This window comes from Candidatus Methylopumilus universalis, assembly GCF_006364435.1.
Taxonomy (GTDB): Bacteria; Pseudomonadota; Gammaproteobacteria; order Burkholderiales; family Methylophilaceae; genus Methylopumilus; species Methylopumilus universalis.
Genome location: NZ_CP040977.1, coordinates 389,726 through 410,778, shown reverse-complemented (window position 1 = coordinate 410,778; position 21,053 = coordinate 389,726). Strand labels below are relative to the sequence as shown.

Genomic DNA, 21,053 nt, shown 5'->3' with positions numbered 1-21,053 from the left:
TTTATTTTTTAATGAAAGTAGTCGTAAATTTTTTCAGCTAATTTCTTATCAATACCATCAACCATGATTATTTCTTCAATACTAGCATTTTTAATACGCTCTATACCGCCAAAATAGACGAGTAGATTTTTTCTCTTTTGCGAACCAATACCCTCAATATCTTCTAGAGATGAAGTGATTCTTTTCTTAGCGCGCTTAGCTCTATGACCTGAAATAGCAAAACGATGCGCTTCGTCTCTTATTTGTTGTATTAAATGAAATCCAACATTATCTTTTCTCACAATGATAGGCTCACTTTTGCCCTCTAAAAAAAGCTGCTCCAATCCTGGCTTTCTTCCCTCACCTTTTGCAATACCAACAAGCATAATATCGCTCAAGCCTAATTCTTGGATCACCTCAATGGCTATATTGAGCTGGCCCTTGCCCCCGTCAATAAAAATAAGATCCGGCTTAACGCCGTCACCTGTTGCAATTTTTTTATAGCGACGCATTAAGACTTCTCGCATGGCGGCATAATCATCGCCTGGCGTAATATCTTGAATATTAAAACGTCTATATTCTTTATTTTGAAGATTGCCTTTATCAAATACAACACAAGAGGCGACGGTGCCCTCACCCATTGTGTGGCTAATATCAAAACATTCAATTCTTGAAAATGAGTCCGAAAGATTGAAAATCGCTTTCAATGCTTCTACCCTATTTTCCTGGCTTTCTGTTTGCATCAGTTTTTGTTTTAATGCAATCTGCGCATTCTTTTGTGCCATAGCGAGCCATACACGCTTATCACCAATTGCTTTGTTAATCACCTTCACTTCAATGTCGTAATTTAATTTAAAAAATTCAGAAAGAAGCGATTGATTAACATGCTGTTGGGTCACGATCAATTTAGGTATGGTCTGATTTGTATAGTATTGAGCGATGAAAGTTTCAATCACATCTTGAGTTTCAATATCAGCAGCGTTTTTTGGAAAGAAACTTTTGTCACCTAAATGTCTGCCCGCTCGGATCATGACTAAGTTCAGACAATATTCTCCAGCTTCTTCAACGCAAGCAATAATGTCAGCATCGCTAGCACTAAAGTCACTGACAAATTGTTTTGTTCTTACTTGTCTTAAACTTTGAATGCGATCGCGGTATAAAGCTGCATGTTCATATGCATGCGAAGTAGCTGCTTCATTCATTTGATTTGTAAGTTGGCTTATGACTTCGCTGTCTTTTCCATCTAAAAAAAGTGAGGCATGCTTGATGTCATTTTTATACTCATCCTCTGGAATAAAATCGACGCATGGCGCTGTGCATCGATGAATCTGATATTGAAGACATGGCCTTGATCGATTTTTGAACACTGAGTTTTCGCATGTTCTTAATTTAAAAACTTTTTGTAAAAGCTGAATACTTTCTCTGACTGCATTTGTATTTGGGAAGGGTCCAAAATATTGGTTTCCTTTTTTCTGGGCACCACGATGAAAAGCTAAACGTGGATATTTTTCATTTGTTAATACAATGTATGGATAAGATTTATCGTCTCTAAAAATAACGTTGTAACGCGGCATATGTGACTTGATCATATTGTTTTCTAAGATCAACGCCTCAGCTTCCGAATGGGTCACTGTTATTTCAATATGATCGATGTGGCCCACCATCATTTTAGTTCTAGGACTTACAATCGTTTTCACAAAGTAAGATGAAACCCTCTTCTTTAGGTCTTTGGCTTTCCCGACATAAATGACTTCCCCAGCCTGATTAATCATTCGATATACACCAGGTAAATTAGGCAGTGTTTTTAAAAAGGGTTTAATGTCCATTTGACTAGCCTAACAAATTGCCCCCTACTGACCAATCTTCACCTTTAACTTCATCAAATACAATGTAGGTGTACGAAGCTGGTTTATGAGCTACTTTTTCCATAAGCGTTGTGATTTCTTTTGCGATTGTTTCTTTTTGATCGCGGTTTAAGGTTCCTGCTAATTTAATATTGATGTAAGGCATTTTTAATTCTCCATTTCTTTTTTGATTGATTGAAAAACACTAAAAAACATTTCTTCGGTGAGTCTTTTTGTTTGCGTATTGTATCGACTGCAATGGTAACTATCATATAAAACTAATTGATTAGGTAAATTATGACGAGCGCCATGTGAAAATACATAATCAGATTTTTTCAATTGAAAAGCAGATAAGACAGATTGATGCGCGATACTGCCTAAAGCTAAAACTAATGTGCGAGGCTTTAGTAAATCTAGTTCCGATTTTAAATAATGATTGCATTGTTTTATTTCTTTAGGTTCGGGTTTGTTTTGTGGAGGCAAACATTTCACAGCATTTGTAATCCTACAATCCATAAGCTTTAGTGAATCATCAGCTGCGATCGACTCTTGTTGATTTGAAAATCCAAAGTGAAATAAGGCTTTATATAAAAGAATGCCTGCGAAATCACCAGTAAAGGGCCTGCCTGTTCTATTTGCGCCGTGCATGCCAGGCGCTAAACCTACAATCAATAAACGAATCGATGTGTCACCAAAAGGTGGGACAGGCTTACAAAAATAATGCGGCTGCTCTAATTTAACTTGATCTAGAAATGTTGCAAGTCGAGGGCATTCTCTGCAGTCTTCTTTATATTGTGTCATTATTTTATATCGTGAGAATTCACGTATTTTATTTATAAACTCTATAATAGCCCATGTTCATCATGTCCTCTATCCATGCTTAGTTATCGTCACGGCTTTCACGCAGGCAATCATGCAGATGTGTTAAAACATATTGTGCTAACCCTTATCTTGGATTACCTCAAACAAAAAAATAAACCTTATTGGTTTATTGATACGCACGCAGGGGCAGGCAAGTATTCGCTTGAAAGTGAGTTTTCTAATAAAACATCTGAACATCTAGATGGTATTAAAAAAATCTTTCATGATGAAAAAAAACCATTAGCTTTAGCAAAATATATTGAAGTTATCAGGCATCTGAATGGTGGCGATCAATTGAAGCAATATCCTGGCTCTCCTTGGATCGCAAGCCAGATGCTATCTCATGAAGACAGAATCAGGCTCTTTGAATTACACCCTACCGACTTAACTTCCCTTCTTCATGCGTTAGGTAAAAAGCATAATATTAAAATCTATGGTGAAGATGGCTTCCAGGGATTAAAAGCCCTTATTCCGCCACCTCCAAAAAGAGCCCTTGTTTTAACCGATCCCTCTTATGAAATTAAAAACGATTACCTAAAAGTGGTGGAATCCTTAAAAGACAGCTTAAAACGTTTTGAAACCGGCATCTATATGGTTTGGTGTCCTTTGATTGATCGAACGGAACCCTTAACGATGCTCAAACAACTTCAAAAATTGAATGTTAAAGAGTGGCTTTATGTAAGCCTTTCAATTGCCAAACCGAGTGATGATATTGGGATGTTCGGTAGCTATCTTTTTATCATCAATCCACCATGGAAACTCAAAGAACAATTACAAGAAATCATGCCGTATTTAAGCCAGCAATTAGGGCTTAACGGCCATGGTTCTTATGAAATTGATGCAAAAACGAGTTAAAATAACACTATATATCTCATAGGATTTTTAAATGCAATTATCAACACTGAATGCCCTGTCTCCCTTAGATGGAAGATACGCTAAAAAAGTCGATAATTTACGCCAGTACTTTAGTGAGTTTGCTCTCATTAAATTCCGTGTTGAAGTTGAAATTAAATGGCTCATTTCATTGTCTGATGAAAAAGCGATTAAAGAAGTTACCAATCTAAGCGCATCAACAAGAGAGTTACTTCAAAAAAGTATTCAATCTTTTAGCGAAACTGATGCCGCTGAAATTAAAAAAATTGAAGAAACAACCAATCACGATGTCAAAGCAGTTGAGTATTGGTTAAAAAATAAATTCAAAGACAATCAAGAAATTAAAAGTATTTCAGAGTTTATTCATTTCGCATGTACCTCTGAAGATGTTAATAATCTTTCACATGCCCTCATGATTAAACATGCCAAAGAAACTGTTTTAACCCCTAACTATGAAAACATCATTAAAAAATTAAAAGATCTAGCACATGATTTAAGTGGTCACGCCATGTTAGCCCGAACGCATGGACAATCTGCAAGCCCAACAACGATGGGTAAAGAAATGGCTAATGTCGCCTATAGATTACAAAGACAAATTGATCAAATTAAAGCCCAAGAGATTTTAGGCAAAATGAATGGTGCGGTAGGTAATTTTAATGCGCATATCACAACGTATCCTGAATTTAATTGGCAGGCATTTTCAAAAACATTTGTAGAGTCATTTGGTCTTACTTTCAACCCGTATACAACACAGATCGAGCCGCATGATTATATGGCGGAGCTCTTTCAAAATATGACAAGAATGAATACGATTCTCATCGATCTTAATCGAGATATTTGGGGCTATATATCACTTGGTTATTTCAAACAAAAATTAAAAGAAAATGAAGTGGGCTCATCTACGATGCCTCACAAAGTTAATCCGATTGATTTTGAAAATTCAGAAGGCAACCTTGGCATTGCAAATGCTCTGTTGGTTCATTTCTCAGAAAAGCTTCCTATCTCAAGATGGCAAAGAGACTTAACTGACTCTACTGTCATTCGAAATATTGGCCTAGGTTTTGGTTATACACTGCTTGCCATTGACTCTTGCCTTAAAGGCCTTAATAAATTAGAAATTAATGCAAAAAAATTATCTGATGATTTAGATCATGCTTGGGAAGTTTTAGCAGAGCCTATTCAGACTGTTATGAGAAGGTATGGTATTGAAAATCCATATGAAAAACTTAAAGAGTTAACACGCGGCAAAGATCATATAACGAAAGAAGTAATTCAAGCTTTCATTCAGCAACTTGAAATTCCTAAAGAAGCTAAAGATGGATTGCTTCAATTAACACCGGCAACTTATATCGGTGATGCCGTTCAGCTGGCAAAAAAAATCTAATGAAAGAAGTTTTAGTACTCTACTACTCTCATGGGGGTGCGGTTGGGGAAATGGCCACATTTATTGCGAGAGGTATTGAATCTATTCCTGGTGTTAAAGCCAGAATTCGAACTGTGCCTAAGATAACATCTACCGTTCAGGCTTTGGAAGACAGCATCCCTAGCGAAGGCCCTCCTTATGTGGTTCACAAAGATCTTGAAGAATGTATTGGTCTTGCCATGGGAAGTCCGACGAGATTTGGCAATATGGCAGCGCCGCTTAAATATTTCATCGATAGCACGATATCTTTATGGTTAAGTGGAAACTTGATTGGAAAACCTGCTTGTGTATTTACGTCTTCAGGCTCTCACCATGGAGGTAATGAATCAACACTTCTTAGTATGCAACTTCCATTACTTCATTTAGGTATGGTCATTTTGGGTGTGCCTTACTCAGTTCCAGAATTAAGCAGCACCAAAACAGGGGGAACACCTTACGGCCCTTCTCATGTGGCTGGTGAGTCTAATAAAGCCCCTATATCTGAGGACGAAAAAAAAATATGTCTTGCTATGGGCAAGCGATTAGCTGAAACCGCGCTTAAGCTTTCAGTATGAAAAACTATTTCCAGTTAGGGGCTTCCGTTAGTCTTGTCTGTCTTATTTTTCTTTTATGCTCTTGGGAGTTATTTTTGGCGCCCTTTAAAAATCAGAGCTCATGGCTTGTGCTTAAAATCATACCGCTTCTCATTCCGTTAATGGGTGTTCTTAAAGGAAAAATTTACACCTACAAATGGTCTGGCATGCTCATACTCATTTATTTTATTGAAGGTGTGGTTAGATCCTATTCTGATCTGGGTCTATCATCTAAAATAGCACTTCTTGAAGTTTTTTTAAGTATTGTATTTTTTCTATGTGCAACGTTTTATGTGAAAGTCAGCCGTACGTAATATGAATATTCTTTTATCTAATGATGATGGTTACGATGCACCTGGTATTAAAAAACTTGCAAGCTATTTAAAAAAAATAGCGCACGTAACTATCGTGGCACCTGATAGAAATAGAAGTGGCGCAAGTAACTCCTTATCACTTGATCGTCCATTGACAGTCACAGAGGTTGAAAAAGATTATTACTATATTGATGGCACACCAACAGATTGCGTGCATTTAGCATTGACGGGATTACTAGATCATATGCCAGACATGGTGATTTCAGGTATCAATAATGGCGCTAATATGGGTGATGACACTATTTACTCGGGCACGGTAGCAGCGGCTATGGAAGGCTACTTGTTGGACATTCCCTCCTTTGCTATTTCAATGTCACAACACGAAGCAACTCATTTTGAAACAGCTGCATCTATTACAAATGATCTTATTTTGCATTACCAAAATAATAAACCTAAAGAAGCCATGCTCTTAAATATCAATGTGCCTGATGTGCCTTTAGAAAAAATTCAAGGTATACACATCACAAGACTTGGAAAAAGACATAAAGCAGAGCCTGTTAATAAAACACAAGATGCCGATGGCAATACCGTTTACTGGGTTGGTGCTGCAGGCTTGCCGAATGATGGAGGAGAAGGTACTGATTTTTATTCTGTCGGCCATGGTTTTGTTTCTGTATCGCCTATTCACGCAGACCTTACAAGACATAATCAAATTACTGATTTAAAAACATGGATGAATAGCTTTAAATGAGATTAAGTTTTTTTATTATTTATATGGCACTATTTTCGTTGATCGTCGGTTGCGCATCGAATTCACCAGCACCCGTCATAGAGAAAAAAATTCCTGCGGATAAATCAATTACCATACAAAAAAATAAACCCGTTGCAAGAGCAAAAAGAGATCCGAGCCAACCATGTCCAGATGTTTATATCGTCAAACCAGGCGATACACTCTATAGCTTAAGTCTTGATTGTGGTTTTTATTACAAAGAAGTTGCACAGGCAAATGATATTAAAGAGCCTTATGCAATTAAAGTGGGCGAAAAAATAAAATTCGATCAAGTTAAAACAAATAACCCTGTGGTCACTACAAATGAAATTAAGAAAAATGAAGATGTCGTCACTACGCCATTAAAAAACAATGAAGAAGCAGTTGCTAATTCGGAATCTACACCGCAGTCCCAAACAAAAGCAGTTCCAAATGGCATCACTCACTTAGACAACCCAAAGGCTTATAGAGAAAAATATACCGATGAAGCCTATAACCTTAAGACGACGAACCAAACTACAAATAATGTCGCATCAATCACACCTAAAGAAAGCGCACCTATTGCTTTAGAAGATAAATTAGATTGGCAATGGCCTACTAAAGGTAAGTTAGAAAATCTTTTTAATGAAGCGCAAGGCCAAAAAGGAATTGATATTGTAGGAACACTTGGTCAAGAAATTAAAGCAGCTGGTCCAGGCAAAGTCATTTACAGCGGGGAAGATCTAAAAGGATATGGCAAACTTGTGATCGTTAAACACAATAACTCTTACTTATCTGTATATGCTCACAACAAAGAGCTTCTCGTTAAAGAAGGTCAGGTGGTTATGAAGGGGCAGAAGATCGCAACGATGGGTGACTCTGGCGCTGACAAAGTGAAACTTCACTTTGAAATTAGAAAACAAGGGCAGTCAGTCGATCCGACTACTTTTCTCGGGCAACCTTAATTTCGCCTTTAGCTTCTCTTTCGTAATAATCTCTGACAGTTGACATATCGTGTTCTCTTGCCCACTTGATGATTTCATCAAGCGCTGAGTCACCGATTTGACCGATTTGAGTATGAATACCTGCTTGCTCTCTAATAATTAGAAGGCCTGGTATTTTATCAACTTGGAAATATTCACCAATTTCTGGATCGGCTTCTATATCTACCATGCCAAATATAATATCTTTATTCTTTTCTGAAGCTGCTTCAAATAATGGGGTAAATTCAATACAAGGCTCACACCATGGCGCCCAAAAATCAACAATAACAAAATCATTATCTTCGATTGTTTTTTTAAAGTTCTTTTTTGTAAGCTTTACTGTTGCCATCGAGTATCCTAGTTATATTCAATTAAAAAAACTATAACGACTGCTCGCCCCATTGGTTGGTATAAAAAATCTCTCTTAAGGGTTTGCGCTTTCTAGCTTCTTTTTCTTTAGCTAATGCTTCAGCATTCACTTTTTCTATGGCGAGTGGATAACCAATCGCAATAAAAGACATTAAATCATACTGGCTTGGAATTTGAAATAATTGTCTGGTTTTTTCAACATCAAATCCACCCATTTGATGAGCTACCAACCCCAAGCTTGTGGCTTGAAGACTGATATTTTCAGAAGCAGCGCCTGTATCGTATTGGCCCCATCGGTTCGTTTTCTCATTATTCGAGAAGTTTTGATGGGCACAAGCCAAAATTAATATAGATGCATCCATAGCCCAATTTTGATTCCCAATAGACAAGCAATTAAGCGCCTGTGTCCAAGGGGTCGCATCTTTCTTGTTAAATACAATAAATTGCCACGGCTGATCTCCCATACATGAAGGGCTCCATCGTGCCGCTTCCATGAGAGATAAAAGCAATTCTTGAGACACAAATTGAGTGGGATCGTAAGCTCTTGAACTCCATCTATCTGCCAAAATCGAATGGATAGGCTGTTCAGTAATTGCTGGTTTTTTCATTGAGAAAGTATCTTTATATTTAAAGTTGTCTCTATAATAAAGATAGTTTTCACTTCCTTCAAATTTAATTAACAAGGATTCCATGATGCTTCAAACTGAACTCCCTTCCGAATTCAAAGGTATTAATCGATTTGCTATTAAAGCTATGCTGTATTTAAATGGCTTTGCTCATATTGTCATTGGTCTTGCTTTGGCGACATCTATCATTATGTTTACTTGGCTTTTCTTCATTGAAATAAGTGTCGCAGCGCATGCTAACAACCTCATTCATGGCTTTATTCATGCACTTGGTACATTAATGTTGCTTTGGTCGATATCAGCCCTTATTTCAGCTGAAATGCGCTATCTCAATGGAAGCAAATTGGAAGTTGAAACTTTTATTGAGGTTGTGATGGTGCTCTTTCTTAGAAAGCTGATCGTCCTTCCAGTTCAGGACACAAAACCAACCCTTGAAGAAGTGGGTATTTGGGTAGGAGGCGCATTTCTCATCGGTGTTCTCTATATCCTCGTTATTCGGTTTAGAAAAACAATCCCCGACCTTAAGAGAAAATAAACTATTGCATGACTGATGAAGATCTCAAGTTTATGAATCTGGCTTTAGAGCTAGCAAAAAAAGCTGAATTAAAAGATGAGGTACCCGTAGGCGCGGTGATTGTTCAGGACGGTAAAGTGATTGGTAGTGGCATGAACACATCAATTAGCGATCACGATCCTACTTCACATGCTGAAATTAATGCCATAAGAGAAGCGGCTAAATTTATCCAAAACTATAGGTTAAAAGGCTGTTCGATTTATGTGACTCTTGAGCCCTGTGCAATGTGTGTAGGTGCCATTCAGCATGCACGTATTGGAAAAATTATCTATGGTGCTCCGGACCCCAAGACGGGTGCTTGCGGAGGTATGATTGATCTTATTGGCATTAAAGAAATTAACCATCATGCAGAAGCTATGGGTGGCGTCTTAGAAAAGGAATGCAGTCAAATACTAAAAAATTTCTTTCTTTCAAAAAGAAAAAAGCCGTAGAAAACTACGGCTTTTTTTTGAGCAAAATTAACTTAGTCTCTGTTGCCTAAAAGAGCCATCAATAACTGAAGTAAATTTACAAATAAGTTATAGATGTTCATATAAAGCGCTAATGTTGCCATGATGTAGTTCGTTTCTCCACCATTCACAATGCGGCTTACGTCGTAGAGAATGAATCCAGAAAATAATAAAACTGCTACACCAGACAATGCTAAAGCCATCGCAGGTATTTGGAAAAATAAATTAGCAAGGGAAGCTAAGATGAGAAGAATAATACCAATCATCAAAAATTTTCCCATAAAGCTAAAATCTTTTTTAGTGGTGGTAGCAATCGTAGCTAAGGTTAAAAATATTGCAGCTGTGCCACCCGCGGCTAAACCTACGATTTGAGCGCCATTACTTAAACTGAAGGCTACTTGAAGAATCGGGCCTAACATCACACCTAAAAATAAAGTGAGCGCTAGTAATAAAACAACGCCAAAGCTGTTATTGCGATTTGCTTGAATTGCGAAAAATAAACCAAACATACCTGCCAAAAGCATAATGGCAAACATGATAGGATGTTGTTGAGCAAATATGAAATTCATGCTCATACCTATGTAAGCACCTACGGCTGTTGGAATAAGTGATAAACCAAGTAAAGCATAAGTATTTCTCAGTACTTTATTTGTCGCTAATACTGATTGCGACTGACTTTCAATTCTTATATTTTCTTGCATATGTTTTCCTCTTAAAAGTTTTTAATACATTTCTTAGATTATATAACTTACTAAATAGTTTCAATATTCATGTGATTTTTTTTACATCGCCCTAACTTGATCTGTCATATCCTTGAAACCTTTTTCTTGGGTGGTTTTTAGGGCTATATGAGGCGCTTTAAATCCTTTCATAGCAAGAAGTCTTTCAATGCTTTCAGATGACATCTTCCAGTCTAGCTGAGCCAAAACTTCATCTACCAATTGAGGGCTGTTACATAATAAAACCATGTCACAACCAGCCTCGAGTGCTTTAGCAATTCTATCCTTCATTTCACCGCCAAGTATAGCCCCTTTCATACTCATATCATCGCTAAAAATAGCGCCTTTAAATTGAGCCTTTTCTCTCAATTGATTTTTAAGCCAAAAAGACGAAAACCCAGCCGGTTCTTTATCTGCGGCAGAGTATAGGACGTGGGAAGGCATGACTGCATTTAATCCATGCTTGATTAATGAGATAAAAATACTCATGTCTTTAGACTCAATCTCGTCGAGCGTTCTCGTGTCTTCTGAAATGCTTAGATGTGAGTCGGCCTTAATATACCCATGCCCTGGAAAGTGTTTTCCAACCCCATGCATACCCCCTTCGTTTAAACCTTGCAAAAGATGAGATGCCAAAGCTTTAATAGCCTCTATATCCCCATGAAAGGCTCTGTCTCGAATCACGGTGCTTTCGCTGTAATCAATATCTAAAACGGGTGTAAAACTAAAATCGATATCGAATACTCTTAATTCCATGGCGATAATTTGACCAATTAAAAAAGCTAAGTGATTCGCTCTTTTGGGATCTTTATCCCATATTTCACCTAACTTTCTCATGGCAGGGATGGCTGTAAAGCCTTCTCTAAATCTTTGTACGCGCCCACCTTCATGATCCACAGTGATTAAGAAGTCATGGCCCCTGATCTTTCTAATAGCGTCAGTTAATGTTTTTAATTGAGAAGTGTCTTGATAGTTTCTTGTAAATAAAATAAGTCCGCCAACCAAGGGGTGTGAAATTCTTTTAACGTCCTCATCGGTTAATGCGATCCCTTCAACATCAATCATTAATGGGCCCATCTTCATTTTGATTGCATCACGTTCATATTATTTAAAAATAAAAGGATTGAAATTGGTGTGTGTATCGAAATGATCTAGATTTTCTTTCTTTTTTAAGAAAGCAATAATCTTATAAATTGCTGGCGTAAATAAAATTTCTATCGATGTTTTAGCAATGAACTGCGCAATCACAACAAGGATGAGCTTGTCATTTGGAATCACGCCACTATTATAAAAAGCTAGTGGATAGAATAAAATAGAATCAATCGCTTCCCCTGCAACAGTCGATCCGATCGTGCGGCTCCATAAATATTTTCCTTTTGTCATAATTTTCATTTTTGCCATGACAAAAGAGTTTACAAACTCGCCTGCGGCAAAAGCAACCAAACTCGCTAGTGAAACTCGCCAGGCAGAGCCAAATGCAATTTCATATGCTTCTTGATTGTGCCAATAGGGTGCTGGTGGAAGTGCCACAATCATCCAAGCCATGAAAGATGCAAAAGCAAGTGCGACAAATCCTGCCCATATCACTCTTCTTGAAGCGGCATAACCATAAACCTCAGTTAAGATATCGCCAAAAATAAATGAGATAGGGAAAAATAAAACTCCGGCACCAAAGGTAAGAAGTCCAAAAAATGGAACCTCTAATTGAGAAATTTTTGCAGGTCCAATTAAGTTTGAAGTGATCAATACAGTCACAAATGCTGCCATGACAAGATCGTAATATCGGTATTGGTTTTTAAACATATTTAGATTTCATTGATCAATACATGATCACCTATATTAATCTCTTCAAACAAATCAATGATGTCTTGGTTATCCATGCGAATACACCCATGTGACACCGGCTTACCTAGGCGCGATAAATCATTAGTCCCATGAATGTAAATAAAACGTTGCATCGTATCTTGATTGCCTAGGCGATTAAATCCAATCTCGAGACCTGAGAGCCAAAGTATGCGCGTTAAAATCCAATCTTCTTTCGTGTTGTTTCCTGACATCGATGGATGCCATATTTTTCCTGTAAGTCTTCGAGCTGCAAACTGAGCATACAGAGGTGCGCCTTGACCAATTTTTGCGCGAACGATATGTTGGCCTAATGGTGTACAAAAACTACCTTTATTTTGACCTGTGCCTTTTTCGGCTGTGGATATCATAAAAGATTTTACCCACAGATTATCGTCACGATACAAATGAAGCTTCTGTTCTGCAATTGAAATTTTAATATGCATAGTTAAATGATTTTTAAGATTCCGTCTTTACAAATAATGCAATAGATTCAACATGTGAGGTATGTGGAAACATATTTACAATACCAGCTTTATCTAATTTGTAACCCTTCTCATGCACTAATATTTGAGCATCTCTTGCCAGCGTCGCTGGATTACATGACACGTAAACAATGACTGATGGCTGAATGTCATTATCAATCAGTTGCACCAATTGAAATGCGCCGTCTCGTGGCGGGTCAATGAGCCATTTATTTGCGTGACCTAACTTTAATAAGGATTCTTTAGTGATTTCGAATAAATTCATACATTGGTATTCAACAAAATCGTTTAAATGATTTTCATCTCGGCATTGCTTTGCTCTTTCTATAAGTGATGCTGATCCTTCGATACCCATAACTTTTGCGCCACTTGTTGCTATAGGTAATGTGAAATTTCCTAAACCACAAAAAAAATCGAAGATACGATCATCTTTTGAAGGCTTTAATAAACTCATTGCTCTTCTAACTAACACTTGATTAATGAAGGGGTTAATTTGCGTGAAGTCGTAAGGCATAAAACTAAATCGCAACCCAAATTCTTTTAATGCATAAGAAAGTTTAACGTCATCTCTCTGCGATAAAGGCTTTATCGTATCAGGCCCTTTGGATTGGGTCCAAAATTGCACCGGGTGTTGAGATGAAAATGTATTTAAGAGCAACTCATCATTCGTATTTAATACGTCTAGTATTCTTAATACGAGTACTAAATGGTTTTGGTCGGCAGCAAATTCGATTTGAGGAATCTTATCTTTAATCGAAAGTTGAGTTATTAAGTCTTGAAGTTGAGGCAAAATATCGGAAAGCGTTTGAGGCAACACTTCACAACTAGAAATATCAGCAATGAAATGTGTCCTTTTTTCATTGAACCCCACAAGCGCTTTATTTTTCTTAACAACAAACTTAACCCTTAAGCGACCCTTATATCGGTAATGCCATGAGGGTCCTGCAAGAGGTGTGAGTATGGTTTCAGTTTTAACTTTACCAATGCGGGATAATGTATTTTCAAAGACTCTTTGCTTTGCTGCAATTTGAGCTTGGAACTCAAAATGCTGCATAGAACAACCGCCACAACGATTAAAGTGTTCACATTTGGGCTTAACTCTTAAATTAGATTGCCGAATCACTCTTTCTGTAAAGGCGATTTCGTAACTTGGCTTTTTAACATAGGACTCGCATTCGACAAGCTCGCCCTGAAGAGCACCCTCCACAAAAATAGCTTTACCATCAATATGGGTAACACCCCTACCCTCTTGATCAATATTTTCTATTGTGGCGAGTAATAATTTTTTTTTAGGTTTAATGTCGTCTTGCATTGAGAAATGCTTATGATTTCCAAGCGGACAAAAATTCATCCCAGTAATCTTTTTGATATTCTTGAATGGTATTTTTAATTAAATTAATTTCAGATTCATATTCATTTTGGTTGAGATGGCCTCTGATCAATTGAAATTTAAGATATACAAGATAAGTATTGGCGACATCCGTTTCACAATAATCTCTGATCGATTGAATATCTCCTTGCCTGTATGTGTCCCAAACTTTACCGCCATCCATACCTAACTTACCCGGGAAGCCACACAGCTTTGCAATATCATCTAGGGGCGCGTTATTTTTACCTTGAAACATGGCTAAAAATTCCATTAAATCCGTATGGCGTGTGTGATACCGACTTAAATAATTATTCCATTTAAAATCTTTATCTATTTCACCCATGTCTAGATACTTGGATGCATTAATGCCATGCATTAATGCCCTATAATTTAATACAGGAAGATCAAACCCTGAGCCATTCCAGGATACAAGGGTGGGTGTATATTTATCAACGCCATCAAAAAAACGTTGGATCACTTCTTCTTCAGGATCATCAACCTCCCCAAGCGTCCAAATCTTTAACTGGTCTTTTTCTCGAAGGACACACGAGATTGCTACAATTTTTTGAAGATGATGCTGTAAGAAGTCAGAGCCATTTTTTTGTCTTCTTTTGTAAGTAGCTACATTAACGACATCATCATCAGATAAATTTTTGTCTAAGGCGTATAAAGATCTAATGCCTTGAATATCAGGAATGGTTTCAATATCAAAAACTAAAATAGGAACCAATGTATTAACTCAAAAATAAATTAGAAGATAGATAACGGTCACCGCGATCACAAGCAATAGAAACAATGACGGCATCTTTATTTGCTTTTGCGATTTGAAGGGCTATATAAAGTCCGCCACCTGTCGATGCACCAGAAAAAATACCTTCTTCTTTTGCAAGGCGTCTCGCAGTCTCTTCTGCATGTTGCTGAGAAACGTATTCAATGCGATCAATATTTTTTGCGCTGTATATTTTCGGCAAATAGGCTTCCGGCCATTTACGTATACCTGGAATCTGAGCACCCTCTTCTGGCTGCACACCAATAATTTGAATATTTTTATTTTTTTCTTTTAAGAATTGCGAAGTGCCTACAATCGTCCCTGTGGTTCCCATGCTCGCAATAAAGTGTGTGATACGACCCTTTGTGTCTTTCCAAATTTCAGGACCTGTAGTCTCATAATGCGCTTTAGGATTATCAAGATTGCTGAATTGATCCAACACAAAACCCTTACCTTCTTTTTGCATTTTTAATGCAGTATCTCTAGCAAGCTCCATACTGCCTTCTTTTGAAGTCAGAATAAATTCTGCGCCGAATGCTTTCATGGTTTGCCGTCTTTCGATGGTTTGATTTTCTGGCATGACCAGAATGATTTTGTAACCTTTCATCGCAGCCACCATGGCAAGCGCTATACCTGTATTCCCAGATGTCGCTTCAATGAGGGTGTCACCAGGTTTAATCTCACCTCGTAATTCAGCATTGTGAATCATAGAGAATGCAGCCCTATCCTTGACTGAGCCGGCAGGATTATTCCCTTCCAACTTTAAGTGGATAGCACTGCTTGAATTTCCGTGCATCCGCTGCAAAGCGACGAGTGGTGTATTTCCAATAAAATCTTCTAATTGCATTACTTTAAATTCATCCGAAATAAAAAAACGGTATAGATAAAAAATGATACGAATCCGATTAAAGCTAATTCAGGAAGCGTAAGGCCTAACAAAGTCCAATCAATATGTGAGCAGTCGCCTGTCCCTTTAAAAAGCAAATTCAAAGCTTTTGAGAATGGAAAATTTTCAAACATATAATTTAGATCAACACCACATTCATTTGGCACCTGAATAGCTTTTGATTGAATCAATATGTGCTTAAAAGAAAATACCATGCCCGTGATTGAAGTTATAGATAAAACGACTAAAGATAACTTTTTAATTAAATATGTAGGTTTAATGAAGGCATTGATTAAAAAAAGTAACCCCAGGACCATAAAAATAATTCGCTGGGTCACACATAAAGGGCATGGTTCGAGGTTGAATTTTTTTTGGATAAAAACTGCTAAAGCAACTAAAAAATAAGCAGCAACAAAAGCAGTTAAGTGGGCTTGTCTATGTGATAAAAAAAATTTCTTCAATTAAAGCTCTTTAGTTATTCATTAACTCTATAATGAAGATAATTGTAACGGATATCCTTCTAGTTTGATTAATTCAACGCCAATAAATACGACCAAACCTAACGAAGCAAGAGTTTTTTCTGTTAAAGAAATTAACCGTCTTGTAAGGGAGCTCCTTGAGCAAAGCTTTCCCTCATTTTGGATTTCGGGTGAAATCTCTAATTTCATAAGTGCATCTTCAGGGCACTGGTACTTTTCCCTTAAAGATGATGAAGCTCAAGTCCGTTGCACCATGTTTAAAAATAAAAATATGGCAATGGATTGGACACCCAAAAATGGCGAAAAAATTGAAGCAAAATGTTTTATCGGTTTATATGAGGCGCGGGGCGAATATCAACTCAATATTGAGTCAATTAGACATGCAGGTGCGGGACTTTTATCAGAAGCCTTCAATCAATTAAAAGAAAAACTCCTCAAAGAAGGTCTTTTTGAGGATTCGCGCAAGAAATCTATGCCTCAATTTCCTCAATCTATTGGTGTTATTACTTCACCCACAGGGGCTGCGATCGAAGATATTTTAATTACACTTAAAAGACGAAGTCCTCATATTCCGGTCATTATTTATCCTAGTCTCGTTCAGGGCAAAGAAGCACCTCTCGCAATTGTGAAAGCCATTGAAACTGCAAATATAAGAAAAGAATGTGATGTTCTAATTTTGGCACGCGGCGGAGGTTCGATTGAAGACTTATGGGCCTTTAATGAGGAAATCGTAGCGCGCGCGATTGTTGCATCAAAAATACCTACAATTACAGGTGTTGGACATGAAACTGATACAACAATAGCTGATTTTGTTTCTGATTTAAGAGCCCCCACGCCGACAGGCGCTGCTGAGCTCGTCACCAGCCATACTGTCGAACTTATTAAAACAATTCAGATTTATAAAAACCAGTTAAATAAAGTCATGGCAGTTCTTATTCGAGAAGTGATGCAGAAAATTGATTACTTAGAAAAACGTCTTGTATCACCTCACCAACAGATTCAAAGGCAAAAAGAACAGATTCATCAATATATACAAAGGATTAATCAAAGCATGAGAAATGCTGTGATCCAATATCGTTTGCACATCGATAAATTAAAGTTAAATTTGGATCACTTAAGCCCTCATGCTGTTTTATCAAGAGGCTATTCCATTATTACGAATGTGGATGGCCAGATTATAAATAATGTAGCCCAGTTAAAGCTTGATGATAAAATTCATATTCAACTAAACCATGGGCAAGCTGACGCAAATATTTCAGATCTCAAAGATCAATAATTTTAGATTGATTTAAAAAAAACTGACGCACACATGGAAGATAAAAAAAATCACAAAGTTTCTCTAGCTACACTTTCACTTTCAGCATTAGGTGTTGTATTTGGTGATATTGGCACAAGCCCGCTATACACCATGAAAGAAGTTTTTTCTCTCAGCAAACATCCTGTCGAACTCACCCAATTTAACGTCCTCGGCATACTGTCTCTTATTTTCTGGTCACTCATTATGATTGTGTCAGTTAAATATGTTGCTTTTATTATGCGTGCTGACAACAGAGGTGAAGGGGGCATTATGGCTCTTCTCTCTCTTGCTAATAAAAATGCACCTAGTGGCAATAAAAGAAATTTGATTGTGATTTTAGGTATTCTTGGGGCATGTATGTTTTATGCAGACGGAATGATTACCCCTGCAATTTCTGTTTTATCTGCGATCGAAGGTCTTGAAGTTGTAGCGCCCTCTTTAAGTTATCTTATTATTCCTATTACTCTTGCAGTGTTATTTATTTTATTTTATGCACAAAGCAAAGGGACGAATGTTGTGGGCGCCTTCTTTGGGCCCATTATGTTTTTTTGGTTCTTAACGCTTGCAGTATTAGGGATTATCAATATTGCTCAGGAACCGCATGTTCTAGAAGCCATTAATCCATTATATGCATTTCATTTCTTTCAGCTAGCGCCCATGGTGGCATTCGTAGCATTGGGCGCGGTCGTTTTATCAGTCACAGGCGCTGAGGCACTTTATGCAGATATGGGGCATTTTGGTCGGAAGCCGATAAGACTTGCATGGTTTATTTTTGTTCTTCCAGCGCTTACATTAAATTACTTTGGTCAAGGCGCATTAATTATTAGCAACCCTGAGAATATTAAAAATCCCTTTTATCTCATGGCGCCTGAATTTCTTGTCATACCTCTTATTATTTTAGCAACGCTTGCAGCAATCATTGCATCACAAGCTGTCATTACAGGCGCTTTTTCAGTCTCAAGACAAGCGCTTCTCTTAGGATTTCTTCCAAGAATGCATGTCGAACATACTTCTGAAAATCAAGAAGGGCAAATTTACCTACCAAGAATTAATTGGCTCTTAATGATTGCAGTTATGGCTTTAGTAGTAACCTTCAAAAGCTCAGGTAATCTTGCAGGGGCTTATGGTATTGCAGTTACGGGTGATATGGTGATCTCGACACTTCTCGCAAGCTTTGTGTTCTATGAAGTATGGAAATGGAATTCCATAAAAACAGTTATTTTCATGGCAATCTTTTTAATAATCGATCTTGCATTCTTTAGTGCAAATATTTTAAAAATACCTGATGGCGGCTGGTTCCCAATTTTAATTGGCACTGTTATTTTTATTTTAATGACGACTTGGAAAAAGGGGCGTGCACTTTTATACAAAATACTTAAAGGTGAGGCTATTGAAATTAATTCATTCATTACCTCTATGGGCACGAACCCTCCACCTCGGGTAGAAGGTACAGCAATATTTTTAACGCCTAATCCAGATGGTGTGCCTCATGCCCTGCTTCATAATCTCAAACACAACAAAGTTATTCATGAAAAAGTTATTATTCTGACTGTGATGTTTATGGATTACCCTCATTCACTAACAAAAGATCTTGTTACTGTTGAAAAATTACCTCACAACTTTTATAAAGTTACTGTGAAATATGGATTTAAAGATGAGCCTGACTTACCTAAAGACCTTGCCCTGCATGCTAAAAATGGTATCAATATTGACCCAATGAATAGCTCTTACTTTATTGGTAAGGAAATTTTATTGGCAACACCAAAAGAGAATATGAACTATTGGAGAAAGAAATTGTTTATAGGTTTATTTAGAAGTGCAGAAACAATTACCAATCAATTTAAATTACCTCCCAACCGCGTGGTTGAGTTAGGAAGCCAAGTATTATTTTAAGAATGAAATATAGCATTTTATTTTTATTAGCCTTTCTTACCTTGGGCTGTGCTTCAACAACTCTAAAAAATCAATCAGGTGTCGATAGGAAACAACTGTTACTTATGCCGCAATCTATGGTGGCAGGAATAGCAAGTGATAGCTACCGAAGCGCACTTGAAGCAGCGAGCAAAAAAAATAAACTCAATGTCGATCCTTTCCAAGTTAAGCGCGTCAAAAAAATTAGCAATAGACTCATTGCCAATGCAAATTATTTTAAACCTGAAGCGAGTCAATGGGCATGGGAAATAAATGTTGAAGATAGTGACGAAGTAAATGCTTATTGTATGCCTGGAGGAAAAATCATGGTTTACTCAGGCCTCATTCGAAAGCTCAAAGCAACAGATGATGAATTAGCAGCTGTGATAGGTCATGAAATCTCTCACGCACTTCGCGAACACGGGCGAGAAAGAATGTCGACGGCCGCTATTCAGCAGTTTGGTTTAATTGGATTTGCAGCTTACATTTCTAATACATCCAGTCGAAATAGAGCTAATGCAACGATGCAAGCAGCTTCATTAGGCGCTACCCTATTTTTTGCTCTCCCTAATAGTCGCACACAAGAAAGAGAGGCAGACGCTATTGGTCTTGAGCTTTCTGCAAGATCTGGCTTTAATCCTTTTGCGGCAGTGACCTTATGGGAAAAAATGAAACAACAAAATACAAAAAAACCACCTGAATTTCTAAGCACTCACCCATCGGACGATAACCGTATTAGAGATCTCACCGAGCTTGCATATCAATTAAAACCTTTATACGAATCAAACCGACTACGCTAATTACATTAGACTTTAATGTAAAATACTGTTTTAACTAAAATAAATACTCTCATGGACCAATTAAAATCAATTATCGAAAATGCTTTTGAAATAAGAGCTGAAATCAATCCAAAAAATGCGCCAAAAGAAATTAAAGATGCTGTGGATGAAGTCCTCAACAACTTAAATAATGGATCGCTTCGAGTTGCAACACGCATTAAAGACTCCCAAGAATGGGAAACGCATCAATGGATTAAAAAAGCAGTGCTTCTCTCTTTTAGACTCTACGATAACGAAGTTATGAAAAGTGGTTATACAAATTACTTTGATAAAGTACATTCAAAATTTGCGAACTTCACAGAGGAAGATTTTAAAGCAGGTGGCTATCGAGTTGTGCCTAACGCAATTGCAAGACGCGGTTCGTTTATTGGTAAAAATGTTGTGCTTATGCCTTCTTATGTCAATATCGGTGCTTATGTAGATGAAGGTACGATGGTTGATACATGGGCCACCGTTGGATCATGCGCACAAATTGGGAAAAACGTTCACCTCTCAGGCGGAGTTGGTATTGGTGGAGTATTAGAGCCCATTCAAGCAGGTCCTACTATAATTGGCGATAATTGTTTTATTGGCGCCCGATCAGAAGTGGTCGAAGGTGTTGTGGTTGAAGATAATGCGGTTATTTCTATGGGTGTTTATATTGGCCAGTCAACTAAGATCTATGATCGCGAAACAGGCGAAGTGACATACGGTCGCATTCCTAAAGGCTCTGTTGTAGTCTCAGGAAACCTCCCTTCAAAAGATGGCTCTTATAGTCTTTATTGTGCAGTGATTGTAAAAAAGGTAGATGAAAAAACGCTTGGCAAGGTAGGTATTAACGAGTTACTTAGAGGTATTTAAAT

Annotated in this window: 25 protein-coding genes; 12 read left to right on the top strand and 13 right to left on the bottom strand. The window is 37.5% G+C overall.

All coding sequences use genetic code 11. From position 1 onward, the window contains the following. Positions 1 to 8 precede the first annotated feature (8 nt). From uvrC to FIT70_RS02320, 3 genes are read right to left on the bottom strand one after another with little or no spacing between them, the layout of a single operon-like run. Positions 9 to 1,805 (bottom strand): excinuclease ABC subunit UvrC, encoded by a 1,797-nt coding sequence (uvrC, locus tag FIT70_RS02330; RefSeq protein WP_139930472.1) that lies wholly within the window; start codon positions 1,803 to 1,805, stop codon positions 9 to 11. 4 nt (positions 1,806 to 1,809) lie between these two features. Further along, the gene (locus FIT70_RS02325) at positions 1,810 to 1,989 is read right to left on the bottom strand and encodes a tautomerase family protein (protein ID WP_139874370.1); all 180 of its coding nucleotides are present in this window, start codon (positions 1,987 to 1,989) and stop codon (positions 1,810 to 1,812) included. Between the two features lie 2 nt (positions 1,990 to 1,991). Further along, positions 1,992 to 2,624 carry a uracil-DNA glycosylase gene (locus FIT70_RS02320; protein ID WP_139874369.1) on the bottom strand — a complete coding sequence of 211 codons (633 nt, stop codon included), beginning with the start codon at positions 2,622 to 2,624 and terminating at the stop codon, positions 1,992 to 1,994. Positions 2,625 to 2,699: 75 nt separating this feature from the next. On the opposite strand from FIT70_RS02320, the gene FIT70_RS02315 reads away from it, so the two are divergent. The 6 genes from FIT70_RS02315 to FIT70_RS02290 all read left to right on the top strand — a co-directional run bounded on the left by FIT70_RS02315 (position 2,700) and on the right by FIT70_RS02290 (position 7,579). Continuing rightward, positions 2,700 to 3,539, top strand: a complete 840-nt coding sequence (locus tag FIT70_RS02315; protein ID WP_139930470.1) for a 23S rRNA (adenine(2030)-N(6))-methyltransferase RlmJ — start codon at positions 2,700 to 2,702, stop codon at positions 3,537 to 3,539. A 31-nt stretch (positions 3,540 to 3,570) separates the two neighbouring features. Then, positions 3,571 to 4,941, top strand: coding sequence for an adenylosuccinate lyase (gene purB, locus FIT70_RS02310; protein ID WP_139930468.1), 1,371 nt, complete (start codon positions 3,571 to 3,573; stop codon positions 4,939 to 4,941). Further along, entirely contained in the window at positions 4,941 to 5,534 is a 594-nt protein-coding gene (gene wrbA / locus FIT70_RS02305; protein WP_139874366.1) for an NAD(P)H:quinone oxidoreductase, read from the top strand. The genes purB and wrbA overlap by 1 nt, the downstream gene beginning before the upstream one ends. 74 nt (positions 5,535 to 5,608) lie before the next feature. Beyond that, positions 5,609 to 5,866 carry a DUF2069 domain-containing protein gene (locus tag FIT70_RS02300; protein WP_420897687.1) on the top strand — a complete coding sequence of 86 codons (258 nt, stop codon included), beginning with the start codon at positions 5,609 to 5,611 and terminating at the stop codon, positions 5,864 to 5,866. Position 5,867: 1 nt separating this feature from the next. Continuing rightward, on the top strand, positions 5,868 to 6,617 hold the full coding sequence (gene surE, locus FIT70_RS02295) for a 5'/3'-nucleotidase SurE (RefSeq protein WP_139930466.1): 750 nt from the start codon (positions 5,868 to 5,870) through the stop codon (positions 6,615 to 6,617). Continuing rightward, complete coding sequence (locus FIT70_RS02290; RefSeq protein WP_223257745.1) at positions 6,614 to 7,579, top strand: peptidoglycan DD-metalloendopeptidase family protein; 966 nt, start codon at positions 6,614 to 6,616, stop codon at positions 7,577 to 7,579. Before surE ends, FIT70_RS02290 begins: the two co-directional genes overlap by 4 nt. On the opposite strand, the gene FIT70_RS02285 is transcribed toward FIT70_RS02290, so the two are convergent. After that, positions 7,557 to 7,946: a thioredoxin family protein gene (locus FIT70_RS02285; protein ID WP_139867280.1), complete on the bottom strand. Its 390-nt coding sequence runs from the start codon at positions 7,944 to 7,946 to the stop codon at positions 7,557 to 7,559. The genes FIT70_RS02290 and FIT70_RS02285 overlap by 23 nt on opposite strands. A 31-nt stretch (positions 7,947 to 7,977) precedes the next feature. Beyond that, entirely contained in the window at positions 7,978 to 8,658 is a 681-nt protein-coding gene (locus tag FIT70_RS02280; RefSeq protein ID WP_317615463.1) for a nitroreductase family protein, read from the bottom strand. A 1-nt stretch (position 8,659) separates the two neighbouring features. On the opposite strand from FIT70_RS02280, the gene FIT70_RS02275 reads away from it, so the two are divergent. Together FIT70_RS02275 and tadA are read left to right on the top strand one after the other, a co-directional pair. Continuing rightward, positions 8,660 to 9,127 carry a phosphate-starvation-inducible PsiE family protein gene (locus FIT70_RS02275; protein ID WP_139868829.1) on the top strand — a complete coding sequence of 156 codons (468 nt, stop codon included), beginning with the start codon at positions 8,660 to 8,662 and terminating at the stop codon, positions 9,125 to 9,127. Positions 9,128 to 9,135: 8 nt separating this feature from the next. Beyond that, positions 9,136 to 9,597, top strand: coding sequence for a tRNA adenosine(34) deaminase TadA (tadA, locus tag FIT70_RS02270; protein ID WP_189340868.1), 462 nt, complete (start codon positions 9,136 to 9,138; stop codon positions 9,595 to 9,597). A gap of 32 nt (positions 9,598 to 9,629) precedes the next feature. Here tadA and FIT70_RS02265 read toward each other — a convergent pair whose 3' ends face one another. From FIT70_RS02265 to FIT70_RS02230, 8 genes are all read right to left on the bottom strand, one after another. Further along, entirely contained in the window at positions 9,630 to 10,316 is a 687-nt protein-coding gene (locus FIT70_RS02265; RefSeq protein ID WP_139884272.1) for a Bax inhibitor-1 family protein, read from the bottom strand. Positions 10,317 to 10,397: 81 nt separating this feature from the next. Then, entirely contained in the window at positions 10,398 to 11,411 is a 1,014-nt protein-coding gene (nagZ, locus tag FIT70_RS02260) for a beta-N-acetylhexosaminidase (protein ID WP_189340867.1), read from the bottom strand. A 27-nt stretch (positions 11,412 to 11,438) separates the two neighbouring features. After that, positions 11,439 to 12,137, bottom strand: a complete 699-nt coding sequence (locus FIT70_RS02255) for a queuosine precursor transporter (RefSeq protein ID WP_139867272.1) — start codon at positions 12,135 to 12,137, stop codon at positions 11,439 to 11,441. Between the two features lie 2 nt (positions 12,138 to 12,139). Beyond that, positions 12,140 to 12,622 carry a L,D-transpeptidase gene (locus FIT70_RS02250; protein ID WP_139874359.1) on the bottom strand — a complete coding sequence of 161 codons (483 nt, stop codon included), beginning with the start codon at positions 12,620 to 12,622 and terminating at the stop codon, positions 12,140 to 12,142. 13 nt (positions 12,623 to 12,635) lie between these two features. Then, positions 12,636 to 13,973, bottom strand: a complete 1,338-nt coding sequence (gene rlmD, locus FIT70_RS02245) for a 23S rRNA (uracil(1939)-C(5))-methyltransferase RlmD (protein WP_139884270.1) — start codon at positions 13,971 to 13,973, stop codon at positions 12,636 to 12,638. A gap of 10 nt (positions 13,974 to 13,983) precedes the next feature. Next, entirely contained in the window at positions 13,984 to 14,760 is a 777-nt protein-coding gene (locus FIT70_RS02240; RefSeq protein ID WP_139874357.1) for a 3'-5' exonuclease, read from the bottom strand. A gap of 4 nt (positions 14,761 to 14,764) precedes the next feature. Then, on the bottom strand, positions 14,765 to 15,646 hold the full coding sequence (cysM, locus tag FIT70_RS02235; protein ID WP_139867264.1) for a cysteine synthase CysM: 882 nt from the start codon (positions 15,644 to 15,646) through the stop codon (positions 14,765 to 14,767). Continuing rightward, positions 15,646 to 16,146, bottom strand: coding sequence for a disulfide bond formation protein B (locus FIT70_RS02230; protein WP_139870143.1), 501 nt, complete (start codon positions 16,144 to 16,146; stop codon positions 15,646 to 15,648). The genes cysM and FIT70_RS02230 overlap by 1 nt, the downstream gene beginning before the upstream one ends. A gap of 64 nt (positions 16,147 to 16,210) precedes the next feature. Between FIT70_RS02230 and xseA the strand changes: the two genes are divergently transcribed. From xseA to dapD, 4 genes are read left to right on the top strand one after another with little or no spacing between them, the layout of a single operon-like run. Beyond that, positions 16,211 to 17,440 carry an exodeoxyribonuclease VII large subunit gene (gene xseA, locus FIT70_RS02225; protein WP_223257744.1) on the top strand — a complete coding sequence of 410 codons (1,230 nt, stop codon included), beginning with the start codon at positions 16,211 to 16,213 and terminating at the stop codon, positions 17,438 to 17,440. Between the two features lie 33 nt (positions 17,441 to 17,473). Beyond that, the gene (locus tag FIT70_RS02220; protein WP_139928301.1) at positions 17,474 to 19,354 is read left to right on the top strand and encodes a potassium transporter Kup; all 1,881 of its coding nucleotides are present in this window, start codon (positions 17,474 to 17,476) and stop codon (positions 19,352 to 19,354) included. 2 nt (positions 19,355 to 19,356) lie between these two features. Then, complete coding sequence (locus tag FIT70_RS02215) at positions 19,357 to 20,172, top strand: M48 family metallopeptidase (RefSeq protein ID WP_139874355.1); 816 nt, start codon at positions 19,357 to 19,359, stop codon at positions 20,170 to 20,172. Between the two features lie 51 nt (positions 20,173 to 20,223). After that, entirely contained in the window at positions 20,224 to 21,051 is an 828-nt protein-coding gene (gene dapD / locus FIT70_RS02210; RefSeq protein WP_139874354.1) for a 2,3,4,5-tetrahydropyridine-2,6-dicarboxylate N-succinyltransferase, read from the top strand. Positions 21,052 to 21,053 lie beyond the last annotated feature (2 nt).